The organism is Pedobacter paludisoli (assembly GCF_052344095.1).
Classification (GTDB): Bacteria; Bacteroidota; Bacteroidia; order Sphingobacteriales; family Sphingobacteriaceae; genus Pedobacter.
In genome coordinates this window covers 1,593,756-1,608,525 of the sequence record NZ_CP179926.1, presented here as the reverse complement: position 1 = coordinate 1,608,525, position 14,770 = coordinate 1,593,756, and the positions used below count along the sequence as shown (strand labels likewise).

Annotated in this window: 8 protein-coding genes; 7 read left to right on the top strand and 1 reads right to left on the bottom strand. The window is 39.8% G+C overall.

All coding sequences use genetic code 11. From position 1 onward, the window contains the following. The first annotated feature begins 3 nt into the window (after positions 1 to 3). The 5 genes from ACJVDK_RS06275 to ACJVDK_RS06255 all read left to right on the top strand — a co-directional run bounded on the left by ACJVDK_RS06275 (position 4) and on the right by ACJVDK_RS06255 (position 10,951). On the top strand, positions 4 to 1,593 hold the full coding sequence (locus ACJVDK_RS06275; RefSeq protein WP_443939431.1) for a glycoside hydrolase family 28 protein: 1,590 nt from the start codon (positions 4 to 6) through the stop codon (positions 1,591 to 1,593). 343 nt (positions 1,594 to 1,936) lie between these two features. Continuing rightward, the gene (locus ACJVDK_RS06270) at positions 1,937 to 4,765 is read left to right on the top strand and encodes a glycosyl hydrolase family 95 catalytic domain-containing protein (RefSeq protein ID WP_443939430.1); all 2,829 of its coding nucleotides are present in this window, start codon (positions 1,937 to 1,939) and stop codon (positions 4,763 to 4,765) included. Positions 4,766 to 4,808: 43 nt separating this feature from the next. After that, positions 4,809 to 8,285, top strand: a complete 3,477-nt coding sequence (locus ACJVDK_RS06265) for a malectin domain-containing carbohydrate-binding protein (protein ID WP_443939429.1) — start codon at positions 4,809 to 4,811, stop codon at positions 8,283 to 8,285. Between the two features lie 108 nt (positions 8,286 to 8,393). Then, entirely contained in the window at positions 8,394 to 9,971 is a 1,578-nt protein-coding gene (locus ACJVDK_RS06260; RefSeq protein WP_443939428.1) for a sodium:solute symporter, read from the top strand. A 44-nt stretch (positions 9,972 to 10,015) separates the two neighbouring features. Next, positions 10,016 to 10,951 carry a dihydrodipicolinate synthase family protein gene (locus ACJVDK_RS06255; RefSeq protein WP_443939427.1) on the top strand — a complete coding sequence of 312 codons (936 nt, stop codon included), beginning with the start codon at positions 10,016 to 10,018 and terminating at the stop codon, positions 10,949 to 10,951. A 379-nt stretch (positions 10,952 to 11,330) separates the two neighbouring features. On the opposite strand, the gene ACJVDK_RS06250 is transcribed toward ACJVDK_RS06255, so the two are convergent. After that, entirely contained in the window at positions 11,331 to 12,200 is an 870-nt protein-coding gene (locus ACJVDK_RS06250) for an AraC family transcriptional regulator (RefSeq protein WP_443939426.1), read from the bottom strand. 228 nt (positions 12,201 to 12,428) lie between these two features. Here ACJVDK_RS06250 and ACJVDK_RS06245 point away from each other — a divergent pair, with 228 nt between their 5' ends. Further along, positions 12,429 to 14,060 (top strand): fucose isomerase, encoded by a 1,632-nt coding sequence (locus ACJVDK_RS06245; RefSeq protein ID WP_443939425.1) that lies wholly within the window; start codon positions 12,429 to 12,431, stop codon positions 14,058 to 14,060. Position 14,061: 1 nt separating this feature from the next. Further along, entirely contained in the window at positions 14,062 to 14,736 is a 675-nt protein-coding gene (locus tag ACJVDK_RS06240) for a DUF3826 domain-containing protein (protein ID WP_443939424.1), read from the top strand. The last annotated feature ends 34 nt before the right edge of the window (positions 14,737 to 14,770 follow it).

Below are 14,770 nucleotides of genomic sequence, written 5' to 3'. Positions count from 1 at the left end.
GAAATGAATAAGAAGTTAATTTTCGGTAAAACGCTGCTGTTAAGTGTTGTACTAATGGTTTTATCGGGCACTATTCAGGCGCAAGAGTATTTTAATGTGCTTAAATACGGAGCTAAAAACGATAGTAGTAAAATTGCAACTGCATCCATTAAAAAAGCTATTGATGAGGCGGTAAAAGTAGGCGGAGGAACCATTTATTTTCCTCCGGGTAAATACTTAACCGGACCCATTCACCTGAAAAGTAATATTACAATTCTTATTGACGCGGGTGCTGAACTGCATTTTAGCGATAATTTCGATGAGTATTTACCCATGGTAAAATCGCGCTATGAAGGGGTAGATGTGACGAGTTTTTCACCGCTCTTTTATGCATACAAAGCAGAAAATATCGCCATTAAAGGCCGAGGAATAATTGATGGGCATGGCAAAAAATGGTGGGATTTTGTAGAAGGATACAAAGAAGGGACTGCTCGTACCAAATGGCAGCTTGAATTTGATAAGCAGAATAAAGATATTTTATTACCAGATGAACCCAAGCAAATGAAGCGCGGCTTTCTTCGTCCGCCTTTTATTCAGCCGATGTATTGCAAGAACGTATTAATTGAAGGTATTTCTATTCGTAATTCTCCCTTTTGGACCGTAAATCCCGAGTTTTGTGAAAACGTGACGGTACATGCCGTGGATATTCAAAATCCACATTCACCGAATACAGATGGGATTAATCCTGAATCGTGCAAAAATGTACATATTTCGGATTGTAACATCAGCGTAGGCGATGATTGTATCACCATAAAATCGGGGAAAGATGCCCCGGGAAGAGCCATGGGCGTGCCAGCTGAAAATTATACCATCACCAATTGCACCATGCAATCGGGCCATGGTGGCGTGGTAATTGGCAGTGAAATGTCGGGCGATGTGCGAAAAATAGTGATTAGCAATTGTGTTTTTGATGGGACTGACCGCGGAATTCGTATCAAAACCATGCGCGGTAGAGGTGGTGTGGTAGAGGAAATTCGTGTCAGCAATGTGGTGATGAAAAATATCAAGCAACAAGCCATTGTGCTCGACATGCAATACGCTAAAACAGAGCTTGAAAAAGTTTCTGAACGCACGCCAAAATTTAGAAATATTCATTTTAGTAATATCACCGGAGAGGTAAACGAATCGGCTTATTTAAACGGTTTGGAAGAAATGCCTATTGAGAATATTACTTTCAGCGATATCAATTTAGCAGCTAAAACAGGCTTTAATATCTCAAGAGTAAATAATATCGAATTTCACAATGTTCAAGTAAATACAACCTTAGGAGCATCGTTAATCGCTTCAAATGTTAACACGCTGGTGGTCGATAATCTAAAAAGTTTTACCCCGCATGAAAATGTACCCGTGGTTGACTTTAGAAACGTAGAAGAAGCGTTTTTATACAATGCTTTTCCTATAAAAGGAACGTCCTTGTATTTGCGCGTGACTGGAAAGAATAGTAAAAACATTGCCTTGGGAAATAATAATTTCAGCAATGTGCGCATTTCATTTAAGAAAGAAAGCGATGCGCCTGATGTAATTCGTATCCTTTCGGGCGATAAAGAACAATAGGTTTTTTATAATTCAGTACGTGTTTTTTTCATTCTGAGCACAGCGAAGAATTTTTAAAATGCGTGTTGGTTACGTAGGATGTTTTGTGTTGGGATTGCTTTTCCGTATGCTCGGGATAAGCAGCTTGCGCTAAATCCGGCTTGAGAAGGACGTTTCGAACGGACGTAGATTGCGAGGAACAGCCTGTTCAGCGTTAAAGTAAGATTACGCGAACTGGGTTTGAATAGGGAGGAATTGTGGAAGCCCAATTTTACGTTAAGATGAAGGCGTTTTTATAGATTCTTCGTTTCTAATGAAGACAAACTTACGATGATAAATGCGGTTTAAAAATCGAATAAAAAGTATGCAAGCAAAGAAAAATACGATAAGCAAATTTATAGGGTTCATGATTTGTTTAGGCTCTTTAAGTACATTTGCTCAGGAAAATAGCCTTTCATTGTGGTACACCAAACCGTCCGAAAAATGGACGGATGCTTTACCTATTGGAAACGGTCGCATGGGGGCGATGATTTATGCCGGTGTACAAACCGATCACCTTCAATTTAACGAAGATACGTTTTGGACGTGTGGTCCTCGAAATTATAATCAGAAAGACGCCTATTTGTATTTGCCACAAATTAGAAGCTTACTGGCCGAAGGAAAGCAAAAAGAAGCAGAAAACTTGGCTCAAGAGCATTTTATGGGGCTTAAAAGCGAAGCCGAGAATAAAAATACCTGGGTAAATCGCGTACGAAAATTAAGCGCAGAGTGGACTGCTTGCTTGGCTATCAATTACGACGATTCTAAGTGGCAAGATATCCATGTTCCGAATTACGATGGTTGGGAAAATGAATCCTTACCCAATGTAGATGGGGCGGTATGGTTTCGCACAACTTTTGAAGTGCCAGAAAATTGGAAAGGACAAGATTTGGTGCTCGATTTAAATCGAATTTACAATCAGGATTTTACCTATGTAAACGGAGAAATGGTTGGAAATACCGATTCAAATGATCCGAGAACATACACGATACCGGCAAAGCTGATGAAGGTTGGTAAAAATGCTTTGGTCATTCAGGTACTAAATTATACGGGTAAGGGAGGACTATTAGGTTTCAAAGAACAGAGTAAGTCCATCGGAATTTATCCCAAAGGAAGCACAGTAAGCAAGGGTATTTCGCTGAATAAAACCTGGAAATGTAAAATCCAGGACTCGAATCCGCCTTTAACGCCAGAATATCAGGCCAGTTATCAGCCTTTTGGCGATTTGAATCTTATTTTTAAGCATGATAAAGACGAAGTGAGCGGTTATAAACGTTCGCTCGATTTAAAAACAGCCATATCGCTAACGGAATATACCCTTGGAAACACGCATTACCGTCGCGAGTATTTCGCTTCTGCACCGAATCAGGCTATTGTGGTTCATTTATCAGCAGATAAAGCAAAAGCCATTAGTTTTAAAGCGGTGCTATCTTCCTTGCATCAAGAGGTAAAAGTCGAGAAAATAGATAATCAAACAATTGCCATTCGTTTTAAGGTAAAAGGAGGTGTGTTGCGCGGCGAATCTCGTCTTAAAATCCTATTGAAGAACGGAACCATAAAAGTAGATGAACACCAAGCCTTGGTTGTAGAAAATGCCGATGATGCGGTTTTGTATTTGACCGCAGGAACCAATTTTGTGACGGCCAACGATGTGACGGGTAATCCGGCTACGCAGAATCTTAAAGCACTTACCGGTATAAAAGGTAAAACCTATGAAGCGATAAAAAAAGCGCACATACAAGATTATCAACGGTATTTTAATGCTTTTCAGGTGAATTTTGGTTCTGCTGAAAACGATAAACTGCCAACAGATGAGCGGTTAGCGAAATTTGCACAGGCGCAAGACCCAGGTTTTATGGCCCTTTATATGCAATACGGGCGCTATTTACTTATTTCAAGTTCGTATCCTGGTAGCCAGCCGGCCAATTTGCAAGGAATTTGGAATGATGCTTTAAGCCCATCTTGGGGGAGTAAATACACCACCAATATTAATTTAGAAATGAATTATTGGCCAGCAGAAGTATTGAATTTAAGCGCATTTGAAGAGCCGCTATTTTCAAAAATAAAAGGATTAGCCAAAACGGGAGAACAGACGGCCAAAGCATATTACAATGCACCGGGCTGGGTTTTACATCACAACACCGATTTATGGAATGCAACAGCACCGATTAATGCTTCTAATCACGGTATTTGGGTAACCGGAGCCGCTTGGTTATGCCAACAGCTTTGGGAACACTATTTATTTACGCAAGACAAAAATTTTCTTTCTAAAGAAGCTTATCCACTGATGAAACAATCGGCGCTATTTTTTGATGCCTTTTTGGTGAAAGATTCAAAAACAGGTTGGTTAATTAGTACGCCTTCAAATTCACCTGAAAACGGTGGTTTGGTAGCTGGGCCAACCATGGACCATCAGATTATTCGCTCGTTATTTGCCAATGTGATTGAAGCTTCTGAAGTTTTAAACATCGATAGCGATTTAAGAAAAAAATTATCGGAGAAAAAACAGCAAATCGCTCCAAATCAAATAGGGAAGTATGGGCAGTTGCAAGAATGGATGCAAGATGTGGATGATACAACCAACAAACACCGTCATGTTTCGCATCTGTGGGGCGTTTATCCTGGAAAAGACATTACCTGGGACACTAATTCAACGCTCATGAATGCTGCAAAACAATCGCTTTTGTATCGTGGCGATGAAGCAACGGGTTGGAGTTTGGCGTGGAAAATTAATTTCTGGGCGCGTTTCAAAGAAGGTGACCATGCCATGAAGTTGGTTAAAATGCTAATGAGACCGGCAAAATCAGGTGCAGGTTCGTACGTGAATTTATTTGATGCCCATCCACCTTTTCAGATTGATGGAAATTTTGGAGGCTCGGCAGGAATAGCTGAAATGTTGCTGCAAAGCCATCAAGGATATTTGGATATTTTTCCGGCACTACCAGCCGATTTACCCTTTGGTGAAGTGAAAGGATTGCGTGCCCGGGGAGGTTTTGAGTTGAATTTAAGTTGGGATAAGGGAAGCCTAAAAAAGCTGGTGGTTACCTCCAAAGCAGGCTTGCCTTGTGTGATAAAGTATAAAGGAAAAGAAATAAGTTTTAAAACTGAGACAGGCGAAAGTTATACCTTTAACGGAAACTTAGAAAAAATTTAAGGAACGATTAGTGCCGATAATGATGATGAACAAAAAAAGCTTTTTGCGTATATTTTTAAGTGTGGGTCTGCTGCTTGCTTCGGGTTTCTTATTGTCGGCGCAAACCCGTAAAAGCATATCGCTAAATGCCGATTGGCTAAGCATAGCCGATGAAAAGAGTCAAGATACCTACGCCGGTTTTGAAAAAAACACCTATACCACCAAGGGGTGGACAAAAGTACATGTTCCCCATAACTGGGACCAATACGAGGGTTATTTACGTCAATTGCATGGAAATAAGCATGGTTTTGCGTGGTATAGAAAAATCTTTAGCACGAATGAAAAACCTGGAAAGCAATTTTTTCTCTATTTTGAAGGTGTGGGTTCCTATGCCACCATTTGGTTAAATGGAAAAAAAGTAGGTTATCATGCAGGTGGAAGAACTACTTTTACCTTGGATGTGACCACTGTCATAAAGCTGAATAATCAGCCAAATGTATTGGCCGTTCGTGCCGATCATCCGGCAAATATTCAGGATTTACCTTGGGTAGATGGAGGCTGTTCAACGGAGCGTGGTTTTTCGGAAGGTTCACAGCCAATGGGTATTTTTCGCCCGGTTCATTTGGTAGTTACCAACCCCATTCGTGTACAGCCTTTTGGCATGCATGTTTGGAATGACGATAAAATTTCAACACAATTGGCTTCCCTGCACCTGCAAGCAACCGTTAAAAATTATGGTTCAAAAGGAAGTCAAATCCGGGTGGTAAATCGGGTTTTAAACCACGATAAAAAGGAAGTTCATGTGCTTAGTCGAGATGTACACGTGTTAGCCGGAAAGGAACTGGAGTTGCCCGCGCAAACCGTGACGATTAAAAATCCCATTTTATGGTCGTTGGAAAATCCCTATCTGTACACAATTCAAACGCAAATTATAACCAACGGAAAAATAATCGATGAAATTAATACGCCCTATGGTATCCGTTCGATTCGTTGGCCAATTGGCGAAACCGCTGGTCAAAAACAATTTTTATTGAATGGAAAGCCTGTTTTTATTCACGGAATTGCCGAGTACGAGCATTTGCTGGGCGACAGTCATGCCTTTACCGATACGGAAATTAAAGCACGGGTGATGCAGATTAAAGCAACCGGATTTAATGCTTTTCGCGATGCGCATCAGCCACATAATTTACGTTATTCAGATTATTGGGATCAATTGGGTATTCTGTGTTGGACTCAAATGGCTGCACATATTTGGTACGATACACCTGAATTTAGAGCAAACTTTAAACAATTATTAACCGATTGGGTAAAAGAACGCAGAAACAGTCCGGCGGTGGTGCTTTGGGGGCTTGAGAATGAAAGTACTTTGCCCGAAGATTTTGCGAGAGAATGTACGGAACTTATCCGTAAACTCGATCCAACCGCTTCTTCACAGCGTAAAGTAACCACCTGTAACGGAGGAAAAGGAACCGATTGGGATGTGCCACAAAACTGGACTGGAACCTATGGAGGAAACCCCTTAACCTATGGAGATGATTTGCAGAAACAAGTGTTAGTAGGCGAGTATGGTGCTTGGCGTACGCTCGATTTGCATACTAGCGACGAATCGGGTAAAGGGTACACAGAAAATAAAATGACCGATTTAATGGAAACCAAAGTCCGTTTAGCAGAATCGGTAAAAGATAAAGTAGCTGGGCATTTCTTTTGGTTGTACAGTTCGCATGATAATCCCGGACGAGTTCAAGGCGGAGAGGGATTTCGTGGTTTGGATGCCGTTGGACCTGTAAATTATAAAGGGATGTTTACCCCTTGGCAAGAACCAACGGATGTGTATTATATGTTTAAAGCAAATTATGCCTCCAAAACGGAACATCCAATGGTCTATATCGTTTCTCATACTTGGCCTAACCGTTGGACTGAACCTGGTTTAAAAGACAGTGTGGTTATTTATTCCAATTGCGATGAAGTAGAGCTTTTTAACGATGTAGAAGGACATTCTTTAGGGAAGCAAAAAAGAGGGGTAATTGGTACGCATTTTCAATGGAATGAACCAAAAATTTCATACAATGTGTTGTATGCGGTGGGGTATGTAAATGGGAAGGCAGTTGCACGTGATACCATTTTACTGCAAAATTTACCTTCGGCACCAAACCTAAAAAAATTAAAAACAGATAAACCGATTGCACTATCAGAGAAAGGGTATACGTATGTCTATCGGGTAAATTGTGGAGGGCCCACATATCGAGATACGGAAGGAAATACCTGGTTGGCGGATCGGAATTTAAGCGATAAAAGTCGCTTTGGTTCAAGCTCATGGACGGTTAATTATCCCGGTGTTCCGGCTTTTTTCGCCAGTCAACGAAGAACCTTCGATCCGATTAAAGGAAGTAACGACTGGAAACTCTTTCAAACCTTTCGGTATGGTAGAAACCAATTGAAGTATCATTTTCCCTTACCGGATGGAGAATATTTGGTCGATTTATATTTCATTGAACCTTGGTTGGGTGTTGGGGGTGGGATAAATGCAACTGGCATGCGTCTGTTCGATGTGGCGTTTAACAACCAAGTCGTTTTAAAAAATGTGGACATTTGGAAAGAGAAAGGGACTAATTCTTTATATAAGAAAACCTTAAAAGTGCTAGTGAAGGGTGGAGCTTTGGATGTTTCATTTCCAGCAGTTGCTGCCGGGCAAGCAGTTATATCGGCCATTGCCATCGCCAACCTGAAAAACGTACAGCCTGCCACAGCGAGTGAGTCGTTAGCTACTGAAGTATTGGGTTTTCAAGTACAGAATTGGTTGGATATTGGCGATTCGTTTTACGCAGATGAAGCCATCTCGTTCAGCGCAATTCCAGCAAATTTATACGGAGCAGAATGGTTACAAAGGGCTCATTTTTATAAAACAAAAGAACTGGCTTTTACCTTAACGGCCGAAGCAGATGTATATCTTGGGCTGAATAAAGAAATCCTCAAAACGGTTAATTTAACGGGATATGAAGCCACAAATACCTATGTGATTACCAGCAAAAAGGATAGTTTAGCCATCTATAGAAAACGCTTTGCAAAAGCTGAAAAAGTACAAATAGATAGAAATATCTTTTTCGTAGCGTTATTGAAACCAAGTGCTTTGCAACCGGCATACGATTTAAAAACCGTTACTTCGTACAAAGCAACCGATGCCAGTTTAGGTGGGCAAAGTATTGTGAAACAAGAATTAATGGGGAAACAACGGGTGGTATTTACCGAAGCAAGCGGTGGAAACATAACTTTTACCATGAAAGTGGGCGTTGCCGACACCTATTCTTTGACGGTGAAATACCACAATCCAAGCTCGAAAGAGCAAAAAGCTCAATTGACTTTTTCATCTCTAGATGGTACGGTGATGAAAACAGAAGAAATTACATTGGCGCCCACCAAAGAGGGAAAATGGAATTACTTTGCGACTACCACCGGTTCCATGATTAATGCCGGAACTTATACTGTAAAAATTAGTGCTTTGGACGCCAAGGGATTAGCAGTGGATGCATTGGATGTTCAGTAAATTGCCGTCAGAAGATAAGATGGTACAATATGTGGCCAAAATCTTATATTAAAAACCTATTGTAACCATGCATATTTGTTTTAACCAAATTAATAAACGAGCCAATACATGATAAAGGGACTACCTGTTTTTGATCTTACAATAATCTTCGTTTATCTGGTTGGAATGATATTAGTTGGGGTTTATTTTTCTCGGAAAAATAAAAATTCGGAGCAATTTACAAAGGCTTCAGGCCTCATTCCCGGATGGGCAATAGGTTTATCTATTTACGCAACATTTTTAAGTAGTAATACCTTTTTAGGTGTGCCAGGCAAAGCTTTCGGGAGCAATTGGAATGCGTTTGTTTTCAGTATTTCCATGCCATTAGCCGCTTTTGTAGCATCCAAGTATTTTGTTCCTTTTTATCGGAGTACGGGCGAAATATCTGCTTATACGCATTTGGAACATCGTTTTGGCGCTTGGGCTAGGGTGTATGCTGTGTTGTGCTTTTTGCTTACGCAGTTAGCTAGAATGGGTTCCATATTTTTTGGAATTGCGTTAAGTCTGCAAGCATTAACCGGTTATTCTATGCAAGTGATTATGCTGGTAATGGGCATCTGTATCATCATTTACACTGTTTTAGGAGGAATTGAAGCGGTGATATGGACAGAAGTGGTACAAGCTGTGGTTAAAACGTTCGGTGCGTTGTTAATTCTGTATTTGATTATTACCAATATGCCTGGCGGAGTGTCAAAAATTGTTGAGATTGGAAAAAATGCACATAAATTTAGCCTCGGAAGTTTCAAGTTTGATTTCGTAAGCTCGTCATTTTGGGTCGTGTTGTTATACGGTTTTTTTATCAACCTGAACAATTTTGGCATGGATCAAAATTACGTTCAACGATACCATGCAGCAGCTTCTAGCAAGGAAGCATCGCGGTCAATCTGGTTATGCGTTTGGTTATACATTCCGGCCTCCTTGTTGTTTTTTATTATAGGTTCTTGTCTTTACGCATACTATGATGTAAATCCTGAATTGTTGCAAAATATAAAACATCAGGTAGCTATAGAACGTGCGCCATTACATGCATCGGCCACTGAGGTTTTAGCTTTAGAGCGGCATTTACAACCAGCTGATTACGGGGATAAAATTATGCCGCATTTTATGGTGACTAAAATTCCGGTGGGTTTAGTGGGTTTGATTGTATCGGCTATTTTATCAGCCGCCATGAGTACCATCAGCTCGGGTATGAATGCTTCGGCAACGGTTTTTTCAGTAGATATTTACAAAAGGTATTTTAAGAAAAATAGCACCGAAAAACAAAATCTAACGGTTTTACACCTCGCTACCATTGGTTTTGGCCTGTTAGGAATGTTTGCGGGGATTGCCATGATTGGCGTAAAAAGCATTTTGGATGTGTGGTGGGAGTTGTCGGGGATTTTTGCCGCCGGCATGTTGGGCTTGTTCCTTTTAGGTATTATTAGTAAACAAAGCAAAAATCACGAAGCCATTACGGCGACCATAATTGGTATTTGCGTGATTATATGGATGACATTTTCTTCGCTTCTTCCTCCAGAATACGAAGTTTTTAGAAATCCTCTCCATAAAAACATGATCATTGTAGTGGGTACATTGAGCATTTTTCTGGTAGGTATTTTCTTAACAAAGATTAAAAAATTAAGCCCTCAAAACACGCTCGATTCGTGATTTTGAAAATCAGATAACATACAACTTTACATAGCTAATTAACAATGGAAAACTCAGAGAAAGGGTTCATCCCGGTAATGCTCACGCCTTTTTTGAGCAATGGAAATATCGATTATCCTGCGCTTACTCAGCTTACTGAGATTTATTTGCAAGCCGGAGCTGCAGGATTATTTGCAAATTGCCTTTCGAGCGAAATGTTCGAATTAAGTGACAAAGAACGCCTTAAAATCATTCAACATGTGATAAAAGTGGTGGATGCTGCGGTACCCGTTGTCGCTACTGGAACTTTTGGTGGTCCCATTGCCAAGCAGGCCGACTTTGTAAAGCGCGTGAACGATATGGGCGTGGAATCGGTAATTGCCATTACCAGCTTATTGGCAGCAGAAGAGGATACGGATGCCGAATTTGAGTCGAAGGTTTTCGATTTGTTAAACCAAACAGATAAAATTTCCTTCGGGTTTTATGAATGCCCGGTGCCTTATAAACGTGTGTTGAAACCGGGTCAATTAGGCGATTTCGTGGCCACAGGACGCGTGAATTACCATAAAGATACCTCTTTAGATTTGGGGCAGATTAAAGAAAAGTTATCGCGCTGCGCGGGACACGCTAATTTTGGATTATACGACGCCTATATGGTTCATGCCGTTGAATCCTTAAAAGCGGGTTCTAAAGGTTTATCCTGCATTCAAGGGAATTACTTTCCCGAATTGATTGTATGGTTATGCGATAACTATGATAACGATTCGTTAATAACGGAGGTTGCTGCCGTTCAACAATTTTTAATTGATAATATGGATGTTATGCACAACGTATATCCAACCGTATCGAAATATTTTTTACAAAAGAGAGGCGTAAATTTATCAACTTTTACCCGTAGGGATGTTGGTGATTTTAGTAGTTCAGTAGTACAAGGAGTAGAACAATTATTTGAGGATTATACTGCCCTGAGAAGTAATTTGGAGATTAAGGTGTTTATTTAGTTGGTAGGGAGCTGAAAGGGGAAATGTATAGGGCGTAAGGTTAAAAAGAACAAGGATTTGGAGTATTAAGATTAAATAGTAAAACGTACAAAAAGTCGTCATTGCGAAACTGGACTGCGCGAGCTGAGCAATCTCTTTATAAGGATTCTTTACTTGAAGATTGCTTTGTCGTTCCTCCTCGCAATGACGGATTCTCTAAAACCTTTGCGGTCTCTGTGGTTAAAAAGAGCAAAGATTTGGAGTGTTAAGTCTTGAGCCCATAGTATCAAGTATTAAGACGGATTTATTATTTCAACTAATTCACTACTCACCATTCACTACCCACCATTCACTACTCACTATTCACCATTCACTATTCACCCAAAAAACAACCAAACACTTAATTCAAATACTTGCGTTTATAATCAAGCGGGGTAAGGCCCGTTATTTTTTTAAAGTGGCGATAGAAGTTTGATACATTGTTAAAACCGCAATCAAAGCAAATAACTTCGGTAGGCAATTTATTTTCAATTAAAGCACGGCAGGCATGACTTACGCGAATTTCAATTAAGAAATCGTAATATGTTTTCTTCGTCATCAACTTAAAATAGCGACAAAAAGAGGTTATGCTTAAATTGCTTAACGATGCAATCTCTTCTAGCGTGATGTCTTTTTTATAGTTGCTAAGGGTATAGTTGCATATTTTGTTAATCCGGATGGTTTCCGATTCATTTGATTGATAGAAAGTGTTTTTGCTAGCTACTACGCTGGTAAATTCATCGGTTTCGGCTAACGTTTTTAAAATAGAAAGCAAAATAATAATGCGATCCAAATTGGTAGCATCCACCGCAGTACGCATCAGTTTAACAAGTTTTTCCTTTGCTTTTCCATGAATAACCATCCCACTCTTTGCTTTTTCAAACAATTTGGGAATTAAATACGCTTCTGGTAAGGTTAATAAATATTTGCCCAAACAATCGGGTAAGAAATGGATAACCATGGCTTCTGTCGTTAAATCAGGATTACTTTGGAAATATTCGTCTTTGCAGCGCCAGGTGTGGGGTAAATTTTCGCCTAAAAGAACCAATTCATCGGGTACAAAATTGCTAATGTTATCGCCAATAAATCGGAGGCCTTCTCCTTTAATTACATAGTGCAGTTCAAGCTCAGGATGGTAGTGCCAAATGTTGCCGAAGTTAGGTTTAATATCGTGTCTAATACTGAAAGAACTTTGGAGCGTTACAGGAACTTTATGAAAATGGGCTTTCATTGTGTGTTGTAAATATTTGGTTTTTTTGGATGATTTTCAATTTGACTAATCATGTAAGCCAGAAGTTTAAAGTTAGGTATATTTATGATAATATCCTACAGTAAAATGCTAAAAATTAATCAGAATTAATGGTTTTGTTTAGTGAGTTTTGTTATAAGCCGCTTTGGCGAAAACCAAAATATAGACTAAAGGTTGTTTTTATATAAATAGCTTTTTCATTAATGAATTATGAGACAGGGAAATCATGCCCAAATCCTATTAGTTTCTAGTGGCGATTTGCGTTTATCAGCTAATCAAAATTGCTGGGATGCGCAAAACGAAATGGAGGCGAAATTAACAGCCGCAATTGAAAAATTGGGATGGTCTGTTAAGCGCGCTCATGCCTATGATTCAACAAAGAAACACGGTTTTATAGATTCGCAAAGAATGGGTATGGATACCTTCCGAAATATCGATCCCTATGCACCTTTAATTGTAGCGGAAAGTGTTTGGCAATATTCGCATCATGTTTTGGCGGGTTTAACCACACATAAAGGCCCAATTTTAACCGTAGCCAATTGGAGCGGTCAATGGCCAGGTTTGGTGGGGATGTTGAATTTGAATGGGTGTTTAACTAAAGCAGATATCGATTATAGTACGTTATGGAGTGAGAACTTCGACGATGAATTTTTTATAGAGGGCTTAACCGAATGGTTGGCTCATGGCAAAATAAGATACGATCAAAGTCATGTGAAGAGCTTTAAATTAAGCAAAATTCCATTGGCTGATGAAAAGAAAGGCAGAAGCTTTGCGCGTTTATTGAAAGAACGCAAAGTGATTATGGGTGTTTTTGATGAAGGGTGTATGGGCATGTACAATGCCATCGTTCCTGATGAATTGTTGCATAAAACAGGATTCTTCAAAGAGCGCTTAAGTCAATCCGCTTTATACGCGGCCATGTTAGAAGTAACGGATGCAGAAGCAGAAACTGTTTTGAACTGGTTGCTTAAAAAAGGAATGACCTTTAACTGGGGCAGCAATGAAACAACGGAACTCACCAAAAAGCAAACGCTTGAGCAATGCAAAATGTATATTGCTGCCTTACGCATAGCGGATGAATTTAGCTGTGATACCATCGGAATTCAATATCAACAAGGATTAAAAGATTTAACGGTAGCCAGCGATTTAGTAGAAGGACTGTTAAACAATGAAGATAGACCACCTGTTTTTTCCCGCTCAGGAAAAGAATTATACGCGAAACAAGCGTTGCCACATTTTAATGAAGTAGACGAATGCGCCGGCTTGGATGCACTTGTGACGTATAAACTGTGGAAAGAATTAGGAATGACCGGTGAAAATACCTTACACGATATCCGTTGGGGAGAACAATATAAAGGAGAAGGAATTGATGATTTTGTATGGGTGTTCTTAATTTCAGGAGCTGCACCGGCGGCGCATTTTGTGAATGGATACGAAGGAGCTAGCAGCGATAGACAACCGGCCATGTATTTCCGTTTAGGTGGAGGAACCTTAAAGGGAATCAGTAAACCGGGTTTTATTGTGTGGAGCCGCGTGTATGTTATGAACAACGAATTGCATTGCGATTTAGGTGTAGGAGAGGTGGTAAATTTACCGGCTCAAGAAACAACCCGTCGCTGGGAACATACCACCCCAGAATGGCCCATTATGCATGCGGTATTAAAAGGTGTAAGCCGCGATCAAATGATGGCGCGCCACAAAGCCAATCATATTCAGGTAGTATATACCAATTACGAAGCAAGTGCCCACGAAGCTTGCAGAATAAAAGCAGCAGCCTTAGATGAATTGGGCTTGATTGTTCATTTTTGTGGAGATGTGAATATATTAAAGAAAAGAAAATAGAATGAAAAAGTTAGTAGGATTTGCTTTGTTAATGCTTTTGAACGTTACCTTAACGTTCGCTCAAAACAATGCCGTTGCAGATAAAGATGCGTATGTGAAAGTGATTACCGAGCGCGCAGCGAAGATTGTAGCATCTTTAGGAATCGATAATTCTAAGAAAACGGAAAAAGTAACCGGAATTATTCGCGATCAGTACAGTGATTTAAACGATATCTACACTGATAGAGATGCTGTAGTGAAAGAAATTAAAGAGAAAAATAAAGACAATAAAGCGCTCCGCGATACTGCCTTAGCCGTTGAAAATAGAAAAGTAATGGCTGATTTGGCAAAGCTTCATAAAAAATATTTGTCAAAATTGTCTTCAAACTTAAACGATGAGCAAGTAGAGAAAGTGAAAAACGGAATGACATACAATGTTTTGCCAATTACCTATAGGGCTTATCAAGAACAGATATTAACTTTAACCGATGTTCAGAAAAAACAGATTTTAGTTTGGCTTACCGAAGCTAGAGAATATGCCATGGATGCAGAATCATCTGATAAAAAGCATGCTTGGTTTGGAAAGTACAAAGGAAGAATAAATAACTATTTATCAGCACAAGGATATGACTTAAAGAAAGAGGGCGAAGAATGGCAGAAAAGAATTAAAGCGGCTAACAAACAAGCAGCATTATAATAAAAACTAAGGGAAACAAAAACTAACCAAATAA